The organism is Shigella sp. SIG6 (assembly GCF_053555815.1).
The window spans coordinates 19,587-44,537 of sequence record NZ_JBQZXC010000019.1 but is presented as its reverse complement, the minus strand read 5'-3'; the positions used below and the strand labels follow the sequence as shown (position 1 = coordinate 44,537).

The following is a 24,951-nucleotide window of genomic DNA, read 5'->3' as shown; positions in this document are numbered from 1 at the left end:
ATTAAATTCATTAAATGAGGTGGAATTGATGAGAAAACGTCTGGCGTTTCTGATGACAGCACCAGAATACGCTTGTTATGATAGTCAGTATTGTTATGAAGACAAAGTCAGCGCATTAAAAATCCTGTATCGTCATCATGACAATGAGCTAATGGACAAATATTTCACGACTCTTCTTAAAGAGATCAGTAATCAACCATTAGAAGACTGGGATATAATAATAAGTAATACTGGTGAAAAATTTAGTGAAGTGGGTCTAACCAAATATGCTCAACATCTCGCATCTTTCGCTGAAGAATTTTATATAAAAGAGCAAAAATCACATTCTGAAAGTGAAATGAGAGGACTATTTTCATCACTTGCCGAATTATATAGTTTTGGTAATGATACTGCCAGCGCAAACCGAGTGTTCCATCAGCATGTCCCTGCCTTCAATACAGATCATATGATTCAATATTTTATAAATGCCAAAGAATGGAACAATGCCAGGGAATTATTGATAAAAGAGGAAATGTTGGGTATGCATAATCTGATATTGTTGGAGAATATTTGTATGCAAAAAAATGCAGAATGCATGGCACACATTACCTTTACGCTTAATAAATTAACAACACAACCAGCAATAACAAAAATAGATAGCGTGGGTAATGAGCAACTTTATCAGATTGGCAAAATCTACCATAAGTTGGAAATTAAACCTGAGCCAGAGCAACAAGTTTTAATTCAGTCGCTTTATGACCGGGCATCAGGAAGCGCCTCTGCAACTCAATAAATGCATGGTCAAAAGGGCCACCACGGTGGCCCTGACAATCAGTAGCTATATCCAGAAAGTTAATCGCGGAAGTTTTTGAACTGGAACGGCTGACCGAGATCGCCACCGCGCACCATCGCCATGACAGCCTGCAAATCATCACGAGATTTGCCAGTCACGCGGATCTCATCGCCCTGAATTTGCGCCTGCACTTTCAGTTTGCTGTCTTTGATCATCTTGACGATTTTTTTCTGAGTGGCGCTCTCAATGCCCTGTTTCAGTTTCGCTTCCACAAACCAGGTTTTACCGCTATGAACGATATTTTCCGGTACATCCAGTGAACTGCCTTCAATGCCGCGCTTCAGCAGCTTGGCACGCAGAATATCCAGCAACTGATTGACCTGGAAGTCGGACTCGCTCAACACTTTGATGGTTTTGCTGGCGTCGTTCAGCTCAAATGAGGCTTCAACGTTACGGAAGTCAAAACGGGACTCCACTTCGCGACTCGCGTTATCGACCGCGTTACGTGCTTCCTGAAGATCAACTTCAGAGACAATATCGAAAGATGGCATCTTTTCCTCTCCCTTCATTTTTGATGCGAAGCATAATACCTGCAAAGTTAAATAACCAACAGTCCTGCACCAGGACGTATCCCTTAATTGTGCATAGTCGCAACAGCATGCACAATTAAGGGATAGCCTTATTGAACACCCGGAGTGGTTGCGGGTGAGGAGGAACAATGAAAATTACCGTATTGGGATGCGGTGCCTTAGGGCAATTATGGCTTACAGCACTTTGTAAACAGGGTCATGAAGTTCAGGGCTGGCTGCGCGTACCGCAACCTTATTGTAGTGTGAATCTGGTTGAGACAGATGGTTCGATATTTAACGAATCGCTGACCGCCAACGATCCCGATTTTCTCGCCACCAGCGATCTGCTCCTGGTGACGCTGAAAGCATGGCAGGTTTCCGATGCCGTCAAAAGCCTCGCATCCACACTGCCTGTAACTACGCCAATACTGTTAATTCACAACGGCATGGGCACCATCGAAGAATTGCAAAACATTCAGCAGCCATTACTGATGGGCACCACCATCCATGCCGCCCGCCGCGACGGCAATGTCATTATTCATGTGGCAAACGGAATCACGCATATCGGTCCGGCACGGCAACAGGATGGCGATTACAGTTATCTGGCGGATATTTTGCAAACCGTGTTGCCAGACGTTGCCTGGCATAACAATATTCGCGCCGAGCTGTGGCGCAAGCTGGCCGTCAACTGCGTGATTAATCCACTGACTGCCATCTGGAATTGCCCGAACGGTGAATTACGTCATCATCCGCAAGAAATTATGCAAATATGCGAAGAAGTCGCGGCAGTGATCGAACGCGAAGGGCATCATACTTCAGCGGAAGATTTGCGTGATTACGTGATGCAGGTGATTGATGCCACAGCGGAAAATATCTCGTCGATGTTGCAGGATATCCGCGCGCTGCGCCACACCGAAATCGACTATATCAATGGTTTTCTCTTACGCCGCGCCCGCGCGCATGGGATTGCCGTACCGGAAAACACCCGCCTGTTTGAAATGGTAAAAGGAAAGGAGAGTGAATATGAGCGCATCGGCACTGGTTTGCCTCGCCCCTGGTAGTGAAGAGACTGAAGCCGTCACCACGATCGACCTCTTGGTTCGCGGCGGTATCAAAGTCACCACTGCCAGCGTCGACAGCGATGGCAACCTGGCAATTACCTGCTCGCGCGGCGTGAAGCTGCTGGCGGATGCGCCGCTGGTCGAAGTGGCTGATGGCGAATATGACGTGATCGTGCTGCCTGGTGGCATTAAAGGCACGGAGTGTTTTCGCGATAGCACTCTGCTGGTTGAAACCGTTAAACAGTTCCACCGTTCCGGGCGTATCGTCGCGGCTATTTGCGCCGCGCCAGCCACCGTGCTGGTGCCGCACGATATCTTTCCGATTGGCAATATGACCGGCTTCCCGACGCTGAAAGACAAAATTCCCGCTGAACAATGGCAGGACAAGCGCGTCGTCTGGGATGCACGGGTAAAATTGCTGACCAGCCAGGGGCCGGGTACAGCTATCGACTTTGGTCTGAAAATTATCGACCTGCTGGTTGGGCGCGAGAAAGCCCATGAAGTGGCATCACAACTGGAGATGGCGGCAGGGATTTATAATTATTACGAGTAGTGTCGGATGCGGCAAACGTCGCATCCGACCAGATGCGACGTAAAAACTACAAATTACGGGCGATATACCTTCACATTGTTAAAGCCTTGCTCGCGCAGATAGAGCGCCTGCAGACGGCTCATCACCCCGCGCTCACACCACAGCAGCCAGGTTTTGTTCTGGTCGAGATCGCCAAATTTGGTGCTCAGTTTATAGAACGGCAGAGAAACCACATCAATCCCTTCGACTTTCAGTGGCTTATCTTCCTGTTCATCGACAGAACGGATATCGAGAATCACGTCGTTCGGGCCGAAGCCGTTGACGGTTTCCACTTCCACCACTTCCTGCTCGGTCTGCTGGGCGATTTCGCGGATATCAACGTTATTCGCTTCCTCAACCACTTTATCGAGAATACTGAAGTCGAACTTCTCTTCTTCCGCTTCAATCTTCGATTTAACCGCTTTCACCGTCGGGCTTTTGGAGATCACGCCACAATATTCCGGCATCGTGCGAGCAAAGTCTTCGGTGCCAATCTGGCGAGCCAGGTTGATGATGTGCTCTTTGTCGTAAGAAATCAGCGGACGCAGGATCAGCGTGTCAGAGACGTTATCAATCAGGCGCAGGTTGGTCAGCGTCTGACTGGACACCTGGCCGAGCGCTTCGCCGGTGACCAGCGCCTGTACGCCGTAACGTTCAGCCACTTTAGATGCGGCACGCACCATCATACGTTTGAGGATAACGCCCATCTGACCGTCGTCGATTTTCTCGAGAATTTCCCCGACGACCGGTTCGAAATTAATGGCGACAAAACGCACGCGGTGGGAGCTGCCAAAGCGGTTCCACAGATAATGCGCCACCTGACGCACGCCAATTTCATGCGCTGCGCCGCCGAGGTTAAAGAAGCAGTAATGCACGCGGCAGCCGCGACGCATCAACATATAACTGGAAACACCGGAGTCGAAACCACCGGAAATGAGCGACAGCACATCTTCCTGGGTGCCAATCGGGAAACCACCAATACCTTCGTAGCGACCTTTAATCAGCAGGAGGCGATCGTCTTCCACTTCCAGATGAACAGTTACATCCGGGTTAGTCAGCTTCACGCGCGCGGATTCAATATGCTGATTTAAACCGCCGCCGACGTAACGTTCCACATCAATCGAGCTAAAATCATGTTTGCCACGGCGCTTCACGCGTACGCAGAAGGTTTTGCCTTCCAGCTGATCGCGATACTGAACCAACGCTTTCTCAAAAATATCGTGCATGTCGGTAAACGGCACGTCTTCGACTTCGAGAATATGGTGGATACCCGGAATACGGGTCAGGGCGTCGCGAATAGTCAGACGCTGGTTTTCATCTTTCGCGCGAACTTCGATGTTATCCCAGTGGCGGACGACAGCGAGCGTCTCATCATAGTGCTTTAAAACGTTACGAATGTTCCCGGTAAGGATTTTTATAAAGCGCAAGCGCACAGATTGGCTTTTGATGGTGATTTCCGGGAACAATTTAATGATAAACTTCATGGCGGCAATGGTTCGTTGGCAAGCCTTAAGCGACTTGTATAGGGAAAAATACAGCAGCCCACACCTGCGGCTGCATCCAGGCGCGGAAGTATACCACTAACATCACTTTGCTGCGCACATCACCTTACCATTGCGCGTTATTTGCTATTTGCCCTGAGTCCGTTACCATGACGGGGCGAAAAATATTGAGAGTCAGACATTCATTATGCCGAAGAAAAATGAGGCGCCCGCCAGCTTTGAAAAGGCGCTGAGCGAGCTGGAACAGATTGTAACCCGTCTGGAAAGTGGCGACCTGCCGCTGGAAGAGGCGCTGAACGAGTTCGAACGCGGCGTGCAGCTGGCACGTCAGGGGCAGGCCAAATTACAACAAGCCGAACAGCGCGTACAAATTCTGCTGTCTGACAATGAAGACGCCTCTCTAACCCCTTTTACACCGGACAATGAGTAATGGACTTTCCGCAGCAACTCGAAGCCTGCGTTAAGCAGGCCAACCAGGCGCTGAGCCGTTTTATCGCCCCACTGCCCTTTCAGAACACTCCCGTGGTCGAAACCATGCAGTATGGCGCATTATTAGGTGGTAAGCGCCTGCGACCTTTCCTGGTTTATGCCACCGGTCATATGTTTGGCGTTAGCACAAACACGCTGGACGCACCCGCTGCTGCCGTAGAGTGTATCCACGCTTACTCATTAATTCATGATGATTTACCGGCGATGGATGATGACGATCTGCGTCGCGGTTTGCCGACCTGCCATGTGAAGTTTGGCGAAGCAAACGCGATTCTCGCTGGCGACGCTTTACAAACGCTGGCGTTCTCGATTCTAAGCGATGCCAATATGCCGGAAGTGTCGGATCGCGACAGAATTTCGATGATTTCTGAACTGGCGAGCGCCAGCGGTATTGCCGGAATGTGCGGTGGTCAGGCATTAGATTTAGACGCGGAAGGCAAACACGTACCTCTGGACGCGCTTGAGCGTATTCATCGTCATAAAACCGGCGCATTGATTCGCGCCGCCGTTCGCCTTGGTGCATTAAGCGCCGGAGATAAAGGGCGTCGTGCTCTGCCAGTACTCGACAAGTACGCAGAGAGCATCGGCCTTGCCTTCCAAGTTCAGGATGACATCCTGGATGTGGTAGGAGATACTGCAACGTTGGGAAAACGCCAGGGTGCCGACCAGCAACTTGGTAAAAGTACCTACCCTGCACTTCTGGGTCTTGAGCAAGCCCGGAAGAAAGCCCGGGATCTGATCGACGATGCCCGTCAGTCGCTGAAACAACTGGCTGAACAGTCACTCGATACCTCGGCACTGGAAGCGCTAGCGGACTACATCATCCAGCGTAATAAATAAACAATAAGTATTAATAGGCCCCTGATGAGTTTTGATATTGCCAAATACCCGACCCTGGCACTGGTCGACTCCACCCAGGAGTTACGACTGTTGCCGAAAGAGAGTTTACCGAAACTCTGCGACGAACTGCGCCGCTATTTACTCGACAGCGTGAGCCGTTCCAGCGGGCACTTCGCCTCCGGGCTGGGCACGGTCGAACTGACCGTGGCGCTGCACTATGTCTACAACACCCCATTTGACCAATTGATTTGGGATGTGGGACATCAGGCTTATCCGCATAAAATTTTGACCGGACGCCGCGACAAAATCGGCACCATCCGTCAGAAAGGCGGTCTGCACCCGTTCCCGTGGCGCGGCGAAAGCGAATATGACGTATTAAGCGTCGGGCATTCATCAACCTCCATCAGTGCCGGAATTGGTATTGCGGTTGCTGCCGAGAAAGAAGGCAAAAATCGCCGCACCGTCTGTGTGATTGGCGACGGCGCGATTACCGCTGGCATGGCGTTTGAAGCGATGAATCACGCGGGCGATATTCGTCCTGATATGCTGGTGGTCCTCAACGACAATGAAATGTCGATTTCCGAAAATGTTGGCGCGCTTAACAACCATCTGGCTCAGCTGCTTTCCGGTAAGCTTTACTCTTCACTGCGCGAAGGCGGGAAAAAAGTTTTCTCTGGCGTGCCGCCCATTAAAGAGCTGCTCAAACGTACCGAAGAACATATTAAAGGCATGGTGGTGCCTGGCACGTTGTTTGAAGAGCTGGGATTTAACTACATCGGCCCGGTGGACGGTCACGATGTGCTGGGGCTTATCACCACGCTAAAGAACATGCGCGACCTGAAAGGCCCGCAGTTCCTGCATATCATGACCAAAAAAGGTCGTGGTTATGAACCGGCAGAAAAAGACCCGATCACTTTCCACGCCGTGCCTAAATTTGATCCCTCCAGCGGTTGTTTGCCGAAAAGTAGCGGCGGTTTGCCGAGCTATTCAAAAATCTTTGGCGACTGGTTGTGCGAAACGGCAGCGAAAGACAACAAGCTGATGGCGATTACTCCGGCGATGCGTGAAGGTTCCGGCATGGTCGAGTTTTCACGTAAATTCCCGGATCGTTACTTCGACGTGGCTATTGCCGAGCAACACGCAGTGACCTTTGCCGCCGGTCTGGCGATTGGTGGATACAAACCCATTGTCGCGATCTACTCCACCTTCCTGCAACGCGCCTATGATCAGGTGCTGCATGACGTGGCAATTCAAAAGCTACCGGTCCTGTTCGCCATTGACCGCGCGGGCATTGTTGGTGCTGACGGTCAAACTCACCAGGGCGCTTTTGATCTCTCTTACCTGCGCTGCATACCAGAAATGGTCATTATGACCCCGAGCGATGAAAACGAATGTCGCCAGATGCTCTATACCGGCTATCACTATAACGATGGCCCGTCCGCGGTGCGCTACCCGCGCGGCAACGCGGTTGGCGTGGAACTGACGCCGCTGGAAAAACTACCAATTGGCAAAGGCATTGTGAAGCGTCGTGGCGAGAAACTGGTGATCCTTAACTTTGGTACGCTGATGCCAGAAGCGGCCAAAGTCGCCGAATCGCTGAACGCTACGCTGGTCGATATGCGTTTTGTGAAACCTCTTGATGAAGCGTTAATTCTGGAAATGGCCGCCAGCCATGAAGCGCTGGTCACCGTAGAAGAAAACGCCATTATGGGCGGCGCAGGTAGCGGAGTGAACGAAGTGCTGATGGCCCATCGTAAACCAGTACCCGTGCTGAACATTGGCCTGCCGGACTTCTTTATTCCGCAAGGAACTCAGGAAGAAATGCGCGCCGAACTCGGCCTCGATGCCGCCGGTATGGAAGCCAAAATCAAGGCCTGGCTGGCATAATCCCTACTCCACTCCTGCTATGCTTAAGAAATTATTCATGGCAGGAGTGGCAGCATGCAATACAACCCCTTAGGAAAAACCGACCTTCGCGTTTCCCGACTTTGCCTCGGCTGTATGACCTTTGGCGAGCCAGATCGCGGTAATCACGCATGGACACTGCCGGAAGAGAGCAGCCGTCCCATAATTAAACGCGCGCTGGAAGGTGGCATAAATTTCTTTGATACCGCCAATAGCTATTCCGATGGTAGCAGCGAAGAGATCGTTGGTCGCGCACTGCGGGATTTCGCCCGTCGTGAAGACGTAGTCGTTGCCACCAAAGTGTTCCATCGCGTTGGTGATTTACCGGAAGGATTATCCCGTGCACAAATTTTGCGCTCTATCAACGACAGCCTGCGACGTCTCGGCATGGATTATGTCGATATCCTGCAAATTCATCGCTGGGATTACAACACGCCGATCGAAGAGACGCTGGAAGCCCTGAACGACGTGGTAAAAGCCGGGAAAGCGCGTTATATCGGCGCGTCATCCATGCACGCTTCGCAGTTTGCTCAGGCGCTGGAACTACAAAAACAGCACTGCTGGGCGCAGTTTGTCAGTATGCAGGATCACTATAATCTGATTTATCGCGAAGAAGAGCGCGAGATGCTGCCTCTGTGTTATCAGGAGGGCGTGGCGGTGATTCCGTGGAGCCCGCTGGCGCGGGGGCGACTGACGCGTCCATGGGGAGAAACTACCGCACGACTGGTGTCTGATGAGGTGGGGAAAAATCTCTATAAAGAAAGCGATGAAAATGACGCGCAGATCGCAGAGCGGTTAACGGGCGTCAGTGAAGAACTCGGTGCAACACGAGCACAAGTTGCGCTGGCCTGGTTGTTAAGTAAACCGGGCATTGCCGCACCGATTATCGGAACTTCGCGGGAAGAACAGCTTGATGAGCTGCTGAACGCGGTGGATATCACTTTGAAGCCAGAACAGATTGCCGAGCTGGAAACGCCGTATAAACCGCATGCGGTCGTAGGATTTAAATAAGAGTCCAGGCCTGATGAGACGTGACAAGCGTCACATCAGGCATCGGTGCACAACTACGACAGAATACCCAGCGGCCAGTGATGACTGATAAAGTACAGGATGCCTGCGGAAATCACCCCGGCGACAATATCGTCGATCATGATCCCCATGCCGCCATGTACATTGCGATCAAACCAGCGGATCGGCCACGGCTTCCACATATCCAGAATACGGAAAATCACAAACCCGGCGGCAACCCACTGCCAGTCATTGGTCGGCAGCGCCATGAGCGTGATCCACATACCAATAAATTCGTCCCAGACAATGCTGCCGTGATCGTGCACGCCCATATCTTTCGCCGTTTGATGACAAAGATAGACGCCGATACAGATCCCCAACATCACCACCAGCGAGTAGAGCTGCCAGGGTAAAAAGGTCATCAGATACCAGAAAGGGATCGCCGCCAGCGATCCCATCGTGCCAGGAACGATTGGGCTTAATCCACTTCCGAATCCGACAGCAAGCAGATGCCACGGATTACTCATCTTCAGGCGACTTTTCGCGACATCTTTATGGCGTGGCAAAATGGTCATATCCTTTCCAGTCAAACGTGACAGGTTCGCCGTCACGAATAAAACAAAGCCCTTCGATATCGGCGGTCATTTGCCCGATACAGGTAAACGGTACGCCAAGGTGTCCGAGAGCAACATCCAGCGCGCCACGGTTCAGTTCCGGCACCGTGAAACACAACTCGTAATCTTCACCGCCAGAGAGCGCCCAGCGCAGCGCCTGTTCCGGTTCAACATGGCGAGAAAGCGCATCAGAAAACGGCAGCAATGCTAGGTCAATACGTGCGCCGCAGTCGCTGGCTTTCACGATATGCCCAAGATCGGAAATCAGACCGTCAGAGAGATCGATAGCTGAATTTGCCAGATCGCGCAGTGCCTGCCCCTGTAAAATACGCGGCGATGGACGGAGATGACGTTTGATCAAGTAGTCAGCATCTTTAGCATCGGCAACCTGCAAACGGTTTTGCAAAATCGCCAGCCCGGCGGCGCTATCGCCCGGTGTACCGGTCACATAGATCCAGTCACCCGGTTTCGCCCCAGAGCGCGTTAAGGCTCGTCCCATCGGAACAAAGCCGTGGATACCCAACGTCATTGATAATGGCCCACGCGTGGTATCGCCGCCAATGAGTTGCATATCGTAATAATTGAGAAGATCAAACAAACTGTCGCTGAAGGACTCAAGCCACGCTTCGTCTACGTCCGGTAAGGTTAATGCCAGCGTCAGCCAGGCCGGATCGGCCCCCATCGCTGCCAGATCGCTTAGGTTCACCGCCAGTGCTTTATAAGCCAGATCAGCAGGATCGATATCAGGGAGGAAATGGTTGCCCGCCACCAGCGTATCAGTGCTGATCGCCAGGGTCTGTTTCTCGGGGATATTGAGAAGAGCGCAATCGTCGCCGATGCCCAGTTCGACATCAAGACGAGAACTTCTTACACGGTCAAAATAACGGGCAATCAGGGAGAACTCGCCACATGCCATACGTTATGCCTCAGCAGGTAAAAAAGAAAAGGCCGGCGATCATGGAACAGTCTTCCGTGAATCTACCGGCCTGGATATTACTTTTTGTTAGGGCGAATCACAGGTGCTGCTTTATCGAGTACGCCGTTGACGAACTTATGGCTGTCTTCTGCGCCGAACGATTTCGCCAGTTCGATCGCTTCGTTAATGGCCACTTTGTATGGCACATCACTACGTTTAGACAGTTCGTACAGCGCAATGCGCAGTACTGCTTTTTCTACCTGGCCCAGTTCTTCCAGCAGGCGGGACAGGTAGGGCTTCATCAGTCCGTCGAGGTATGCGGTGTTAGTCGCCACCCCAGCCAGCAGCTCACGGAAGTACAGGACGTCAACGTCTTTTACATCCTGTTCAGCCAGGAACTGGTATTCAACATCAGCGATGTCGTTCTGGGACAACTGCCAAGAGTAGAGCGCCTGGACGGCACACTCACGAGCGCGGCGACGAGCAGCAGGTTTCACGGATTTCCCCTTACTAATTTCAGGCCTTGATGGCTTTCAATACATTAATCATTTCAAGCGCGGTCAGTGCAGCTTCTGCACCTTTGTTGCCAGCTTTGGTGCCAGCACGTTCGATCGCTTGTTCAATGCTTTCAGTGGTCAGAACCCCAAAAGCAACCGGAATTTCGCTGTCCTGGGCAACATGCGCCAGGCCGTTGCTTGCACCACCAGCGACATATTCAAAGTGGGCAGTGCCACCACGAATAACCGTACCCAGCGCAATCACCGCGTCGTATTTACCAGTTTTAGCCAGTGCACCCGCCGCCAGCGGCAGCTCATAGGCACCAGGCACCCAAACAACGGTAATGTTTTCATCTTTTACCTGACCGATACGTTTCAGTGCGTCAATTGCACCTTCCAGCAGGCTGTCATTGATAAAGTTGTTGAAACGCGCGATGGTGATGGCGACGCGAGCGTCCGGGGTAGCAACGTTAGCTTCAATAATGTTCATTTTCTTCCTTCGGGTTCGAGTATGGCCCCGCAGGGGGGCGGATTTTAGCATAATATTTCGTGCGCTGCTTCCCTTTCGAGCCGGGAGATCATGCACCCACTAAATGCAGGCAAACATCCGGGCCTACATGACGTATCTCTTTGAATTTAAATTGGGGGGCGTCGGCTAATTTCTCAAGCCCTGGCAGCGAGCATAATCCACGGGCGTCGCTGCCTAATAGTTTAGGTGCGATATAGACAATCAGCTCATCGACTAAACCCGCCTGTAGCAATACGCCAGCGAGCGTTGGCCCCGCTTCCACCCAGATGCTGTTAATCTGCTGTTTACCCAGTTGCATCATCAGTACAACCAGATCCAGATGACCTTTATGCTCTGGAATCAGCAAGGTACGCACCGTTTCCGGCCACTCACGAGAATCTTCCTGCGTACGCGCGAACCAGCTTTCGCCGGGCTGCTGCACAATGCGATGTTCCGGCGTCACGCGATTTTGGCTATCAATCACAATACGTACTGGCTGGCGGAGATTTTGTTGCGGGTAGAGCGCCTGAGTTTGTTCATCCAGTTCAGACCAACGCACTGTTAAGGCTGGATCATCCGCCAGCACCGTGGCGCTGCTGGTTAAAATGGCATGACTTTGTGCGCGCTGTCGTTGTACGTCGCGCCGCGCCTGAGGCGAAGTGATCCACTGGCTTTCGCCGCTCGCCATCGCCGTGCGGCCATCAAGCGATGCGCCAAGTTTTAACTGAATATAAGGAAAGCCGGTGCGCATCCGCTTGAGAAAGCCTTTATTCAATTGCTCGGCTTCACTCATCATCAGCCCGTGGCTGACGTCAATGCCAGCCTGTTGCAGACGGTAAAGTCCACGCCCAGCGACCTGCGGGTTAGGATCTTGCATCGCTGCGACCACGCGCGCTACGCCAGCGGCGATGAGTGCGTCACAGCACGGTGGCGTACGGCCATGATGGCTACAGGGTTCGAGTGTCACATACGCCGTTGCGCCTTTGGCTTTTTCACCCGCCATACGCAACGCGTGTACTTCGGCATGTGGTTCACCCGCTCGTTGGTGGTAACCTTCACCGACAATTTCGCCATCTTTGACAATGACGCACCCGACATTCGGGTTGGGGTGGGTGGTAAAACGTCCTCGTTGCGCCAGCTTTAGCGCCCGCGCCATGTAATACTCGTCCTGCACGGCTTAGTCCTCCAAGCGCGCGATCTCTTCGCCAAATTCTTTGATATCTTCGAAACTGCGGTAGACAGAGGCAAAACGGATATAGGCGACTTTATCGAGCTTTTTCAATTGCTCCATCACCAGATTGCCAATCATCTTGCTCGGTACTTCGCGCTCACCGGTGGCGCGCAGCTGCGATTTAATATGATTGATTGCCATTTCAACGTAATCGGAACTCACCGGACGTTTTTCCAGCGCCCGCAGCATTCCGCTACGCAATTTCTCTTCATTAAACGGTTCACGCACGTCGTTGCTTTTTACAACACGCGGCATAACCAGCTCCGCCACTTCAAAGGTGGTGAAACGTTCATTACACACCAGACACTGCCGACGGCGGCGTACGGATGAACCCTCGCCCACGAGACGAGAGTCAATTACCTTAGTGTCCACGGCGAAACAGAATGGGCAATGCATACGGCGTCCTGACCAGGTGGTTAACGGAAATCTATTTTACCCTGAACTGACGATACAACAAAGGCGCAACGCTTTTGAGATAAAGGATCGATGCTTTCGCTGCTTTTACCCTCTACCATTAGGCTAATTGCGACGAGAAAGGGACGACCTATGAATACTAACGTTTTTCGACTGCTCCTGCTGGGAAGCCTGTTCAGCCTTAGCGCCTGTGTGCAGCAAAGTGAAGTGCGACAGATGAAACACAGCGTCAGCACGCTGAACCAGGAGATGACGCAACTCAATCAAGAAACAGTCAAAATCACTCAGCAAAACAGGCTGAATGCAAAATCCAGCAGTGGGGTTTACCTTCTGCCTAGAGCGAAAACACCGGCAAGACTGGAAAGCCAGATCGGTACTTTACGTATGTCGCTGGTGAATATTACGCCTGATACAGATGGCACCACCCTTACACTACGTATTCAGGGTGAGTCGAATGATCCCTTGCCCGCATTCAGCGGAACTGTTGAATATGGGCAAATTCAGGGAACAATAGACAACTTTCAGGAAATCAATGTGCAGAATCAATTGATTAATGCCCCTGCCAGCGTCCTCGCCCCCAGCGATGTTGATATTCCGTTACAATTAAAGGGGATTTCTGTGGATCAGTTAGGCTTTGTACGTATCCACGACATTCAACCTGTTATGCAGTAAACGTATTTCGGGACGATTTTGTGCGTCCCGCAACATCTTTCCCCGTCATTTTGTTACTCTGCTTACATCACCTGGATTGATAGTAAAAGTTTGCAACAAGGGCGAAAGTCAGTACAATCCCCGCCCGAATGTGTGTAAACGTGAACGCAATCGATTACGTGAATGATAGAACTGTGAAACGAAACATATTTTTGTGAGCAATGATTTTTATAATAGGCTCCTCTGTATACGAAATATTTAGAAACGCAATTTGCGCCTTTTTCACTCCCGCAAGGGATTTTCAAACAGTGGCATACATATGAAAAAAACATTACTGGCAGCCGGTGCGGTACTGGCGCTCTCTTCGTCTTTTACTGTCAACGCAGCTGAAAACGACAAACCGCAGTATCTTTCCGACTGGTGGCACCAGAGCGTTAACGTTGTCGGAAGCTATCACACCCGTTTCGGACCGCAGATCCGCAACGATACCTACCTTGAGTACGAAGCATTCGCTAAAAAAGACTGGTTCGACTTCTATGGTTATGCGGATGCGCCGGTATTCTTCGGCGGTAACTCCGATGCTAAAGGTATCTGGAACCACGGTTCTCCGCTGTTTATGGAAATCGAACCACGTTTCTCCATCGACAAGCTGACCAATACTGACCTTAGCTTCGGTCCGTTCAAAGAGTGGTACTTCGCGAACAACTACATTTACGACATGGGTCGTAATAAAGATGGTCGCCAGAGCACTTGGTACATGGGTCTGGGTACCGATATCGACACTGGCCTGCCGATGAGCCTGTCCATGAACGTCTATGCGAAATACCAGTGGCAGAACTATGGCGCAGCGAACGAAAACGAGTGGGACGGTTACCGTTTCAAAATTAAATACTTTGTGCCGATTACCGATCTGTGGGGCGGTCAGCTGAGCTACATCGGCTTCACCAACTTCGACTGGGGTTCCGATTTAGGGGATGACAGCGGTAACGCAATCAACGGTATTAAGACCCGTACTAATAACTCTATCGCTTCCAGCCATATTCTGGCTCTGAACTACGATCACTGGCACTACTCTGTCGTAGCTCGTTACTGGCACGACGGTGGTCAGTGGAACGACGATGCAGAACTGAACTTCGGCAACGGCAACTTCAACGTTCGCTCTACCGGCTGGGGTGGTTACCTGGTAGTAGGTTACAACTTCTGATTATGAAAATGCCGGGATTTATTCCCGGCATTTCTGATTGTTAACAACGTGTGCTTTGTTCATGCCGGATGCGGCGTAAACGCTTTGTCCGGCCCACAAAAGCACGTAAATTCAATATATTGCTGAAATAACGTAGGCCTGATAAGCGTAGCGCATCAGGCAATTTTACGTTTTAATCACTTCTTCTTGTTCATCATCGCTTTCAGGTCAGCGAATGGGTTGTACTTCGCTTCACCGACATCTTTCTGCGCATCTTCCCCTGCGATAACGGTCGTACCATACTGATCCGCTTCGGTATATTTCGAATGCTCATGATCGTGGCAATAGAGACACAACAATTCCCAGTTACTGCCATCTTCCGGGTTATTGGTATGGTCGTGATCAATGTGGTGAACGGTAAGTTCACGCAGGTTAGAATAAACAAACTCGCGGGAACAGCGACCGCAGACCCACGGATAGATTTTTAATGCTTTTTCGCGATAGCCGCTTTCTAACCGTGCATAGTTTTTTGGGATGATAGCCATGAAAAGTTACCTGGATGAAATGTAGGGTTACGCGCAGTTTCCCAAGATGCGGGGATTTTCGCAATCTCCATACATCAAAAAAAATCCCGATCTTCTGACCGGGATTTTCAACATCAACGGGAACTTGATTAAGGCAGAATTGACGGCTGATCCGCCCCTTCTTTTTCCACTTTCTGCTGCAACATGTGTTCGCGCTTCATACCCAGTTTCAGAGCCAACGCAGATGCTACGTAGATGGAAGATGCAGTGCCGATGGAAACACCGATAAGCATGGTCAGCGAGAAGCCTTCCAGTACCGGACCACCGAAGAGATACAGCATCAGGATAACCATCAAGGTAGTACCGGATGTGATCAAGGTACGGTGCAGCGTCTGGGTCAAGGACACGTTAAAGATTTCGTAAGGCGTACCGCGACGGATCTTGCGGAAGTTTTCACGAATTCGGTCCGATACCACGATACTGTCGTTAAGCGAGTAACCGATAACCGACATCAACGATGCCACAATGGTCAGGTCAATCTCGATATGGAATAACGACAAAATACCCAGCGTAATGATAACGTCGTGCGCCAGCGCAATAACCACCCCTGCCGCCAGTCGCCACTCAAAGCGGAAACCTACGTACACGAGGATAGACAGCAGCGCTGCCATCAACGCCATCGCACCGGTTTGCGCAAGGTCTGCCCCCACGCTCGGACCGACGAACTCAATACGCTTCACTGCTGCATTCTGATTGGTGGATTCGTTAATCACCTTCAGAACTTGGCTGCCCAGCACCTGACCGCCGGTTTCGCCTTCAGCAGGCGGCATACGGACCATGATGTCGTGGCTGCTACCAAAGTTTTGCAGCATTGGCTCTTCAAAACCGGCTTTTTGCAATGCATCACGCATTACGTCAATTTCAGCCGGTTTTTCGAGCGTAATTTCGATAACCGTACCACCGGTGAAATCCAGCCCCCAGTTAAAGCCGCGCACGCCCATAATAACGATAGCAGCGATTAACAGCAGACCAGAGATGCCGAAAGCCCAGTAGTCCCAGCGCATAAAGTCATAGACTTTACGGCCGTGGTTTAGTTGTTCAACAGTATATTCCTGTGCCACATCGCACTCCTCAGATTGACAGCTTCTTGACGCGCTTGCCGCCATATAGCAGGTTTACGATGGCACGCGTACCGACAATCGCGGTAAACATCGACGTCGCCACACCGATACCGGTAGTAATCGCGAACCCTTTAATTGCCCCGGTACCCACTGCGTACAGGATGATGACTTTAATCAGCGTGGTGATGTTCGCATCGAAGATAGAACTGAATGCGCCACGATAACCTTCATCAATTGCCTGTTGAACAGTACGTCCGTTGCTCAACTCTTCTTTAATACGTTCGTTGATCAGTACGTTCGCATCGACCGCTACCGCAAGGGTTAAGACGATACCCGCGATACCTGGCATACTCAGTGTTGCGCCTGGCAACAGCGACATAATACCGACGATCAAGATCAAGTTGGCAATCAGAGCACTGGTCGCAATCAGACCAAACTTCTTATAGAAGATGATCATGAACAGAATAGAAACCAGCAGACCGGCAAGGCAAGCCTCCAGCCCCTGCTCAATGTTCTGCATACCCAGGGTCGGGCCAATTGTACGTTCTTCAACAATCTGAATCGGCGCGATCAACGCACCGGCACGCAGCAGCAGTGACAGCTGACGGGCTTCGTTCGGGTTGTTGATGCCGGTGATACGGAAGCTGTTACCCAGACGAGACTGGATGTTGGCGATGTTAATCACCTCTTCCTGTTTCACCAGAACCGCACGACCATTTGCATCTTTCTTACCGCTGTCTTTGTACTCCACAAACAGGGTTGCCATCGGTTTGCCGATGTTGTCCTTGGTGAAGTTAGACATAATGTTGCCACCAGCGCTATCGAGCGAGATGTTAACCTGCGGCTGGTTGTATTCGTCCTGGCTGGAAGTGGAGTCGGTGATATGGTCACCAGTCAGAATTACGCGTTTGTACAGCACAACCGGCTGACCTTCGCGGGTCTGTTTCACTTCAGAGTCGCCCGGTACGCGACCGGATGCCGCAGCGGCCTGATCAACATTGGTGTTTACCAGACGGAATTCCAGCGTTGCCGTCGCGCCCAGAATCTCTTTCGCACGCGCAGTGTCCTGAATACCAGGCAGTTCAACAACGATACGGTCAGCACCCTGACGCTGAACCACCGGCTCCGCCACGCCAAGTTGGTTTACACGGTTACGCAGGATATTAATGTTCTGCTGCACCGCATATTCACGCGCTTCACTCAGACGAGCATCGCTCATTACCGCACGCAGCTGGTTGCTGCCCTGGCTGCTAATCACCAGGTCCGGATGGCGCTTGCTCAGATACGCAATGGCTTCATCACGAGCTTTAGCATCGCGGAAAGTGATGCTCAGGCCGTAGTTGTTTTCTTTACGAACAGTGGTATACGGGATGCCCTTTTCGCGCAGGTCACTGCGTAGGCTATCGATATTTTGTTCCTGGAGTTTGCCAAGCGCGGTGTCCATATCCACTTCCATCAGGAAGTGAACGCCGCCACGCAGGTCAAGGCCGAGCTTCATCGGCTCAGCATGAATAGCTGCCAGCCAGCACGGCGTTGCCGGGGCAAGGTTAAGCGCCACGACGTATTTGTCACCCATAACGCCCATTAATGCTTCACGAGCGCGCAACTGGGTGTCAGTGGAGTCGAAGCGCGCAAGAATAGCGCCCTCTTCCAGTGCCACAGACTTAGCAGTTATTTTTTCTTCTTGTAACGTTTTCTGGACCTGGATCAGCGTTTGCTCACTGGCGGCGACTCCGCGCGCACCAGTGATCTGAACAGCCGGATCCTCACCAAACAGGTTGGGAAGCGCATACAGCAGACCGATGACAATCACCACGATCAGCATGACGTACTTCCACAAAGGATAACGGTTTAACACGGCAATTCCCTTAGGGAAAAATTTTAATTACAGCGCCTTCATGGTGCCTTTCGGCAGGACGGCAGCTACGAAGTCACGTTTAATAACTACTTCAGTGGTGTCATTCAGCGCGATAGCAATGTAGCCGTTTTCCGCTACTTTGGTTACGCGACCAACCAGGCCACCGTTCGTCAGAACTTCATCACCTTTGGCAATGGAGTCCATCAGCTTTTTGTGTTCTTTGGTGCGCTTCTGCTGTGGACGCAGGATCATGAAATAGAAAATCAGACCGAATACCACCAGCATCAAAATCAAAGACATCGGGCTACCTTGCGCCGGTGCACCCGTTGCCGCTACCGCATCAGAAATAAAAAAGCTCATTAAATTTCCCTCATTATTAATATTAATCAACGTTCAAAGGTGGTACTTCTCGCCCCTGACGCTGGTAAAAATCAGTTACGAAGCTCTCTAATTTACCCTCTTCAATAGCCTTGCGTAAACCCGCCATCAAACGCTGGTAGTAACGAAGGTTATGAATGGTGTTGAGTCGCGCGCCTAATATTTCGTTGCAACGGTCGAGATGATGCAAGTAAGCGCGTGAATAATTGCGACAGGTGTAGCAATCACACTCAGGATCGAGTGGGCCAGTATCGCTCTTATATTTCGCATTGCGGATTTTCACCACGCCATCGGTCACGAACAAATGACCATTTCGGGCGTTGCGGGTTGGCATTACGCAGTCAAACATATCGATACCGCGACGTACGCCTTCAACCAGGTCTTCCGGTTTACCAACGCCCATCAGGTAACGCGGTTTGTCTGCCGGAATTTGCGGACACACATGCTCCAGAATACGGTGCATATCTGCTTTCGGCTCACCCACAGCCAGACCGCCGACAGCGTAGCCATCAAAGCCGATATCTACCAGACCTTTAACAGATATATCACGTAAATCTTCGTAAATACTGCCCTGAATTATACCAAATAACGCATTTTTGTTACCAAGACTGTCAAAACGCTCACGGCTACGCTTCGCCCAACGCAGAGACATCTCCATAGAGCGTTTTGCGTAATCCCAGTCAGCAGGATACGGCGTACACTCATCAAAGATCATGACGATATCCGAACCAAGATCGTACTGAATCTCCATCGACTTTTCCGGGTCGAGGAAAATCGGGTCGCCGTTGATCGGGTTACGGAAGTGAACGCCCTGTTCGGTGATTTTACGAATATCACCAAGGCTGAAGACCTGGAAGCCGCCGGAGTCGGTAAGAATCGGTCCTTTCCACTGCATAAAATCATGCAGATCGCCGTGCAGTTTCATGATTTCCTGGCCCGGGCGCAGCCACAGGTGGAAGGTGTTGCCGAGGATAATTTGCGCGCCAGTGGCTTCAACTTCTTCCGGCGTCATCCCTTTTACGGTGCCGTAGGTGCCAACAGGCATAAAACAAGGCGTTTCCACTACGCCACGATCAAAGACCAGGCGGCCACGGCGTGCGCGACCGTCGGTGGTGTCCAGTTCAAATTTCATTTTTTCTCCACTACGTCAGAAAAACAGTCCAACGTTTAAACCAGCGCCGCGGAATTACTCCCCGACGCGCTCATTAATTGCCTGCGGATTGTACGTGATAAACATCGCATCACCGTAACTAAAAAAGCGATATTTCTCTTCTACCGCCGCTTTATAGGCATTCATGGTATGTTGATAACCGGCAAAGGCCGAAACCAGCATAATCAGCGTCGACTCTGGCAAGTGGAAGTTCGTCACCAGCGCATCGACCACTTTGTACTGGAAGCCCGGATAGATAAAGATTTGGGTATCGTCAAAGAACGGTTCGATAAGATCGTTTTTTGCCGCCTGTGCCGCGCTTTCCAGCGAACGTACTGAAGTGGTGCCAACCGCAATCACCCGGTTACCGCGCGCTTTCGCCGCCAGTACCGCGTCTACCACATCCTGCGGTACTTCAGCGTATTCCGAGTGCATGATGTGATCTTCAATGGTGTCGACGCGCACCGGCTGGAAGGTGCCCGCACCAACGTGCAACGTCACAAACGCCATCTCCACGCCTTTGGCGCGTAATTTTTCCAGCAAAGGCTCGTCAAAATGCAGACCAGCGGTCGGGGCTGCAACCGCGCCCGGTTTTTCGCTATAAACGGTTTGATAAAGTTCGCGGTCAGCGTCTTCGTCCGGACGATCGATATACGGCGGCAGCGGCATATGGCCGATGCTGTTGAGGATATCCAGTACCGAGCGTTCATCATTAAATTCGACTTCAAACAGTGCGCCGTGGCGCGCGGTCATTGTTGCGTTGATACTTTCGTCATCGCCCAGCAACAGTTCTGCGCCAGGTTTTGGCGCTTTCGAGGCGCGAATATGCGCAAGAATGCGTTTGTCGTCGAGCATCCGCTCAACCAGCACTTCAATCTTGCCGCCGCTGGCTTTACGCCCAAACAGACGCGCCGGGATCACGCGGGTATTATTAAAAACCAGAAGATCGCCGGGGTTGAGCTTATCGAGTAAATCGGTGAAAGTACCGTGCGTCAGCGCGCCCGTCGGCCCGTCCAGCGACAGTAAACGACAGCTACTGCGTTCAGGCATGGGATAGTGGGCAATCAGGGATTCGGGCAATTCAAAGGAGAAATCGGTAACGCGCATGACACTGACTCAGACTAAAATAAGAGTCGGGTAGTCTAGTGCCGGGGCGCTCTCCCTGCAACCTTTCCCCCCCTTTGGATAGAATATAATCGATGAATTTTTTAGCTCACCTGCATTTAGCCCATCTCGCGGAAAGCTCGCTTTCTGGCAATTTACTGGCTGATTTCGTACGCGGAAATCCTGAAGAAAGTTTTCCGCCCGACGTCGTGGCTGGCATTCATATGCATCGACGTATCGACGTATTGACTGACAATCTGCCGGAAGTCCGCGAAGCACGGGAGTGGTTTCGTAGTGAAACGCGCCGCGTTGCGCCTATTACGCTGGATGTCATGTGGGATCACTTTCTTTCCCGCCACTGGTCGCAGCTGTCGCCGGACTTTCCGCTACAGGTATTTGTCTGTTATGCCCGCGAGCAAGTGATGACGATTTTGCCGGACTCACCGCCACGTTTTATCAATCTGAACAATTACTTGTGGTCAGAGCAGTGGCTGGTGCGCTATCGCGATATGGATTTCATCCAGAACGTGTTAAACGGCATGGCAAGCCGCCGCCCACGTCTGGATGCCCTGCGTGACTCATGGTACGATTTAGACGCTCATTATGACGCCCTCGAAACCCGCTTCTGGCAGTTTTATCCGCGGATGATGGCGCAGGCGTCACACAAGGCGTTATAAAACGTTAGTTCATCCATACCGTAGCCGAAATGGCAGGCAAAGCCAGAATCCCGTCAGTCAGTTGCCCATGCCCTTCTTTGCATTGCCATTGCACGGCATTGAGAAACGGTGACGCGGGTAGCACCACTTCACTGGCCTCGCCACGGTTGATTGCCACCAGTACACGTTGCTGATTCAGCACGCGGACAAATACCACTACGTTATCTTCCGCATACAGCACCTGACAGCCGCCACGACGCAGCGCCTGACTTTTCTTACGCAGCACAATCATTCGCCGGTACAGCGCGAATAACGCCGTATCCTGCTTTTCCACCTGCCAGGGGAACGGTTTACGGCAAAACGGATCGTTTTTACCATCCAGTCCCACTTCATCACCGTAATAAATGCACGGTACACCAGGCCAGGTGAACAGCCAGACCACCGCCAGCGGCAGGCGCGCAATATCCCGACCGAGCTGCGTTTTAAATCGCGCAGTATCGTGGCTATCGAGCTGATTAAACATACGTAATTGTTGTTGATGAGAAAGCCCTGCGCGGTAATTATCCATCCAGGCCATACAGGTTTGGGCGTCAATTTGCTGCGGATCATAAGAGATGTCGGTATTGGCAAGAAATCCCCACAACGGGAATGTGAAGCCACGATAGTTCATGGCAGCATCTTCCACATCGGCCTGTAACCATTGCCGTGCATCGCCAAAATGTTCGCCGACAATATACGCTTCCGGCTGGGTTTCTTTCGCCGCTTCGGTGATCCCGGCAACGTGCTGCATATTATTGCGCGCCCCACCCGCCTCCCCCAGCATATGCACCACATCCAGCCGCCAGCCGTCCATATTCCACGGCGCTTTCAGCCAGTGGCGGACAATACTGTCTTCCCCGCGATAAATTTCATTCACCAGACTTTCCGACTGATAATCCAGCTTCGGCAAGCTGGCATAGCCAAGCCAGTCGAGCGCCGTGCCATCATCACTAAACGAGTACCAGTCGCGCCAGGGCGATTCAGAGTTGTGACAAGCTCCCCCCGTGCCAAGATTGTGCCTGTCAAACCAGGCATGGGAATCGCCACTGTGGTTAAACACGCCGTCCAGCACCAGCCGCATTCCCAGCTGCTGCGTATTGTGTCGCAAACGCAGCAACGCCCCATCACCGCCAAACTGCGGATCGACATGGCGATAATCCTCGGTATCGTATTTATGTACGCTGGGAGCTTTAAACACCGGATTGAGATACAGCGCTGTCACGCCAAGCTTTTTCAGATACGGCAGTTTTTCGCTTATCCCGTCCAGATCGCCGCCATAGAACGTTGATCCGCCCGCCTGCGCCGTGACCGGTTCATCCCAGTCACGCAAGATGATCTCTTGTCCGGCTGCATGATGGTAATAGACATGATCCTGTTCAGCTTCACGAGGAAGACTACGCGCAAAACGATCAGGGAAGATCTGATAAAAAATCTGATCCGCAGCCCATTGTGGGCCGATATCCGGTACATCGACGGCAAACTGCTCCAGTCGTGCCGGCGGCATTCGGCTGAAGCCCTGCGGTGTAAACCAACGCTGGCGATCGTGCCACAGCAGTTTGAAACTGTAACGCCGCCGGGGTTGTCCGCTGGAGAGATCAATCGCCGCACGCCATGCGGTGACGCCTGGCTGCGGCTGACTGCGCTGCTTATGCATTGGTACTGACATTTCTTCGTTATCGTGTTCTGTACGCAGCATAATGCGCTGCGGTGGGTCTTCGCCCGTCAGCCACAGTGTAATGAGCAGTTGATCTTTGCTTTGTTTAACAAATGGGGGCACCGGCAGGTGCCATGCATTTAACATCATAATTCCCCTGTGATGAAAATCTGATCACCTTGCCATAGCCTAATGCAGGATCACTCATCATCTGAAGGATATTTGGGGGAGGAGGACGGGGGCGGATAACTTTCGGAATAGCCGGATCAGGATTTCCTCCTGAACCGGCTTACAGAACGCAAGTATTATTGGTTTTCAGCCAGCTGACGATCGTGGCGGCGTTTAAACATCCAGCCAATCAACAGCACAACAATCCACGCGAAACCGACATACAGCGAGATACGCGTATCCGGGTGATAACCAATCAACCCGATAATAAAGAGCAGGAAAATCAGCCCGCCGATGGTCGTTGCTACCCCACCCGGCACTTTAAATTTCAGCGCCTTAACTTCTTCTGGCGGCAAACGGCGACGGCAGGCGATTTGCGACAGCAGGATCATAATCCACACCCATACCGTGGCGAAGGTTGCCAGCGAAGCGATCACCAGGAAGACGTTTTCCGGCATGATGTAGTTCAGATACACCGCAAACAGCAGCGCGGTAGTCATCACCAGCACCGTAACCCACGGAATACCGCGACGCGACGTTTTGCTGAAAATTTTCGGTGCGCTGCCCTGCTCTGCCATACCGTGGAGCATACGGCCTACGCCAAATACGTCACTGTTAATTGCCGACAGCGAAGCGGTCAGCACAACAAAGTTAAGAATGCTGGCGGCAAAGGTAATGCCCATATGCTGGAACGTCAGCACGAACGGGCTACCGGCAGTGCCAACCTGATTCCACGGGTAGATAGACATAATGACGAACAGCGTACCGACGTAGAACACCAGAATACGCATCGGCACGGAGTTAATCGCACGCGGAATCGATTTCTCAGGATCTTTCGCTTCACCGGCGGTAATCCCGATAATTTCGATCCCACCGTAAGCAAACATCACCATTTGCAACGACATTACCATGCCAAGCCAGCCGTTACTGAAGAAGCCGCCGTTGCTCCACAGGTTATGAATACCGGTCGGTTGCCCGCCGTTGCCAATCCCCCAGATGATGATGCCGAAACCGGCGACAATCATGATGATGATGGTGGCGACTTTAAAGAACGAGAACCAGAATTCCAGCTCACCGAAGACCTTCACGCTCATCAGGTTTACGGCGCAAATGATCAGCACCACGCTCAGTACCCAAATCCAGTGCGGCACCGTCGGGAACAAGACACCCATATAGATACCAAAAGCGGTCACATCGGCGATGGCGACAATAAGGATTTCAAAGCAGTAGGTCCATCCGGTAATGTAACCTGCCAGCGGGCCAAGGTTTTCCTGCGCATAACGCGAGAAAGAGCTGGCGGCCGGGTTATGTACCGACATTTCCCCCAGCGCACGCATAATGATATACGCCGCGATACCACCGATAATATAGGCCAACAACACGCTCGGACCGGCCATTTTGATGGCGTCTGCCGAACCGTAAAACAGCCCGGTGCCAATTGCTGAACCCAGTGCCATAAAGCGTATGTGGCGGGTACTTAGCCCACGCTTTAGCTTATTCTTACTTTCCATCAATTCCTAACCCATCAACACAATAAAAAACCACGGGGCATCGCAGCCCCGTGGTTA

Annotated in this window: 25 protein-coding genes and 1 pseudogene; 10 read left to right on the top strand and 16 right to left on the bottom strand. The window is 51.7% G+C overall.

Annotation, left to right across the window (positions count from 1 at the left end):
• Positions 1–772, top strand: a pseudogene (locus ACUU1M_RS05565) (tetratricopeptide repeat protein); the annotation flags it as partial.
• 59 nt (positions 773–831) lie between these two features.
• Here the strand turns inward: ACUU1M_RS05565 and yajQ are convergent.
• Positions 832–1,323 carry a nucleotide binding protein YajQ gene (gene yajQ, locus ACUU1M_RS05560; RefSeq protein WP_001138904.1) on the bottom strand — a complete coding sequence of 164 codons (492 nt, stop codon included), beginning with the start codon at positions 1,321–1,323 and terminating at the stop codon, positions 832–834.
• A 167-nt stretch (positions 1,324–1,490) separates the two neighbouring features.
• Between yajQ and panE the strand changes: the two genes are divergently transcribed.
• Together panE and yajL are read left to right on the top strand one after the other, a co-directional pair.
• Entirely contained in the window at positions 1,491–2,402 is a 912-nt protein-coding gene (gene panE, locus ACUU1M_RS05555; RefSeq protein WP_000705857.1) for a 2-dehydropantoate 2-reductase, read from the top strand.
• On the top strand, positions 2,365–2,955 hold the full coding sequence (gene yajL / locus ACUU1M_RS05550) for a protein deglycase YajL (protein WP_001276324.1): 591 nt from the start codon (positions 2,365–2,367) through the stop codon (positions 2,953–2,955). The genes panE and yajL overlap by 38 nt, the downstream gene beginning before the upstream one ends.
• Before the next feature lie 53 nt (positions 2,956–3,008).
• On the opposite strand, the gene thiI is transcribed toward yajL, so the two are convergent.
• Complete coding sequence (thiI, locus tag ACUU1M_RS05545; RefSeq protein ID WP_000668704.1) at positions 3,009–4,457, bottom strand: tRNA uracil 4-sulfurtransferase ThiI; 1,449 nt, start codon at positions 4,455–4,457, stop codon at positions 3,009–3,011.
• Between the two features lie 205 nt (positions 4,458–4,662).
• Here thiI and xseB point away from each other — a divergent pair, with 205 nt between their 5' ends.
• From xseB to yajO, 4 genes are read left to right on the top strand one after another with little or no spacing between them, the layout of a single operon-like run.
• Positions 4,663–4,905 carry an exodeoxyribonuclease VII small subunit gene (gene xseB, locus ACUU1M_RS05540; protein ID WP_001124935.1) on the top strand — a complete coding sequence of 81 codons (243 nt, stop codon included), beginning with the start codon at positions 4,663–4,665 and terminating at the stop codon, positions 4,903–4,905.
• Complete coding sequence (gene ispA / locus ACUU1M_RS05535) at positions 4,905–5,804, top strand: (2E,6E)-farnesyl diphosphate synthase (RefSeq protein WP_000347235.1); 900 nt, start codon at positions 4,905–4,907, stop codon at positions 5,802–5,804. Before xseB ends, ispA begins: the two co-directional genes overlap by 1 nt.
• Positions 5,805–5,828: 24 nt before the next feature.
• Positions 5,829–7,691, top strand: coding sequence for a 1-deoxy-D-xylulose-5-phosphate synthase (dxs, locus tag ACUU1M_RS05530; RefSeq protein WP_000006824.1), 1,863 nt, complete (start codon positions 5,829–5,831; stop codon positions 7,689–7,691).
• Between the two features lie 54 nt (positions 7,692–7,745).
• On the top strand, positions 7,746–8,720 hold the full coding sequence (yajO, locus tag ACUU1M_RS05525) for a 1-deoxyxylulose-5-phosphate synthase YajO (protein WP_001199829.1): 975 nt from the start codon (positions 7,746–7,748) through the stop codon (positions 8,718–8,720).
• Between the two features lie 53 nt (positions 8,721–8,773).
• Here the strand turns inward: yajO and pgpA are convergent, their stop codons facing one another.
• From pgpA to nrdR, 6 genes are all read right to left on the bottom strand, one after another.
• Entirely contained in the window at positions 8,774–9,292 is a 519-nt protein-coding gene (gene pgpA / locus ACUU1M_RS05520; protein WP_000154046.1) for a phosphatidylglycerophosphatase A, read from the bottom strand.
• Positions 9,270–10,247, bottom strand: a complete 978-nt coding sequence (thiL, locus tag ACUU1M_RS05515; protein ID WP_000742107.1) for a thiamine-phosphate kinase — start codon at positions 10,245–10,247, stop codon at positions 9,270–9,272. Before thiL ends, pgpA begins: the two co-directional genes overlap by 23 nt.
• Before the next feature lie 77 nt (positions 10,248–10,324).
• On the bottom strand, positions 10,325–10,744 hold the full coding sequence (nusB, locus tag ACUU1M_RS05510; protein ID WP_000801125.1) for a transcription antitermination factor NusB: 420 nt from the start codon (positions 10,742–10,744) through the stop codon (positions 10,325–10,327).
• 19 nt (positions 10,745–10,763) lie between these two features.
• Positions 10,764–11,234 carry a 6,7-dimethyl-8-ribityllumazine synthase gene (gene ribH, locus ACUU1M_RS05505; RefSeq protein WP_001021161.1) on the bottom strand — a complete coding sequence of 157 codons (471 nt, stop codon included), beginning with the start codon at positions 11,232–11,234 and terminating at the stop codon, positions 10,764–10,766.
• 88 nt (positions 11,235–11,322) lie between these two features.
• The gene (gene ribD, locus ACUU1M_RS05500; RefSeq protein ID WP_001150447.1) at positions 11,323–12,426 is read right to left on the bottom strand and encodes a bifunctional diaminohydroxyphosphoribosylaminopyrimidine deaminase/5-amino-6-(5-phosphoribosylamino)uracil reductase RibD; all 1,104 of its coding nucleotides are present in this window, start codon (positions 12,424–12,426) and stop codon (positions 11,323–11,325) included.
• Positions 12,427–12,429: 3 nt separating this feature from the next.
• Positions 12,430–12,879: a transcriptional regulator NrdR gene (nrdR, locus tag ACUU1M_RS05495; protein WP_000543539.1), complete on the bottom strand. Its 450-nt coding sequence runs from the start codon at positions 12,877–12,879 to the stop codon at positions 12,430–12,432.
• A gap of 150 nt (positions 12,880–13,029) precedes the next feature.
• On the opposite strand from nrdR, the gene ACUU1M_RS05490 reads away from it, so the two are divergent.
• Entirely contained in the window at positions 13,030–13,569 is a 540-nt protein-coding gene (locus tag ACUU1M_RS05490; RefSeq protein WP_005072877.1) for a SadB/YajI family lipoprotein, read from the top strand.
• 298 nt (positions 13,570–13,867) lie between these two features.
• Complete coding sequence (gene tsx / locus ACUU1M_RS05485) at positions 13,868–14,752, top strand: nucleoside-specific channel-forming protein Tsx (RefSeq protein WP_001295328.1); 885 nt, start codon at positions 13,868–13,870, stop codon at positions 14,750–14,752.
• A 176-nt stretch (positions 14,753–14,928) separates the two neighbouring features.
• Here tsx and yajD read toward each other — a convergent pair whose 3' ends face one another.
• The 6 genes from yajD to queA all read right to left on the bottom strand — a co-directional run bounded on the left by yajD (position 14,929) and on the right by queA (position 20,869).
• Positions 14,929–15,276 carry an HNH nuclease YajD gene (gene yajD / locus ACUU1M_RS05480; protein WP_000974813.1) on the bottom strand — a complete coding sequence of 116 codons (348 nt, stop codon included), beginning with the start codon at positions 15,274–15,276 and terminating at the stop codon, positions 14,929–14,931.
• A 128-nt stretch (positions 15,277–15,404) separates the two neighbouring features.
• The gene (gene secF, locus ACUU1M_RS05475) at positions 15,405–16,376 is read right to left on the bottom strand and encodes a protein translocase subunit SecF (RefSeq protein WP_000046637.1); all 972 of its coding nucleotides are present in this window, start codon (positions 16,374–16,376) and stop codon (positions 15,405–15,407) included.
• Between the two features lie 10 nt (positions 16,377–16,386).
• Positions 16,387–18,234, bottom strand: a complete 1,848-nt coding sequence (gene secD, locus ACUU1M_RS05470) for a protein translocase subunit SecD (protein WP_134799714.1) — start codon at positions 18,232–18,234, stop codon at positions 16,387–16,389.
• A gap of 27 nt (positions 18,235–18,261) precedes the next feature.
• Positions 18,262–18,594 (bottom strand): preprotein translocase subunit YajC, encoded by a 333-nt coding sequence (yajC, locus tag ACUU1M_RS05465; protein WP_000007629.1) that lies wholly within the window; start codon positions 18,592–18,594, stop codon positions 18,262–18,264.
• Between the two features lie 22 nt (positions 18,595–18,616).
• Positions 18,617–19,744, bottom strand: coding sequence for a tRNA guanosine(34) transglycosylase Tgt (tgt, locus tag ACUU1M_RS05460; protein WP_000667315.1), 1,128 nt, complete (start codon positions 19,742–19,744; stop codon positions 18,617–18,619).
• 54 nt (positions 19,745–19,798) lie between these two features.
• On the bottom strand, positions 19,799–20,869 hold the full coding sequence (gene queA, locus ACUU1M_RS05455) for a tRNA preQ1(34) S-adenosylmethionine ribosyltransferase-isomerase QueA (protein ID WP_001266503.1): 1,071 nt from the start codon (positions 20,867–20,869) through the stop codon (positions 19,799–19,801).
• A gap of 92 nt (positions 20,870–20,961) precedes the next feature.
• On the opposite strand from queA, the gene acpH reads away from it, so the two are divergent.
• Positions 20,962–21,543, top strand: a complete 582-nt coding sequence (gene acpH, locus ACUU1M_RS05450) for an ACP phosphodiesterase (protein ID WP_001009888.1) — start codon at positions 20,962–20,964, stop codon at positions 21,541–21,543.
• 4 nt (positions 21,544–21,547) lie between these two features.
• Here acpH and malZ read toward each other — a convergent pair whose 3' ends face one another.
• Entirely contained in the window at positions 21,548–23,365 is a 1,818-nt protein-coding gene (malZ, locus tag ACUU1M_RS05445) for a maltodextrin glucosidase (RefSeq protein ID WP_000979360.1), read from the bottom strand.
• Between the two features lie 155 nt (positions 23,366–23,520).
• Positions 23,521–24,894 (bottom strand): proline-specific permease ProY, encoded by a 1,374-nt coding sequence (proY, locus tag ACUU1M_RS05440; RefSeq protein ID WP_000444172.1) that lies wholly within the window; start codon positions 24,892–24,894, stop codon positions 23,521–23,523.
• Positions 24,895–24,951 lie beyond the last annotated feature (57 nt).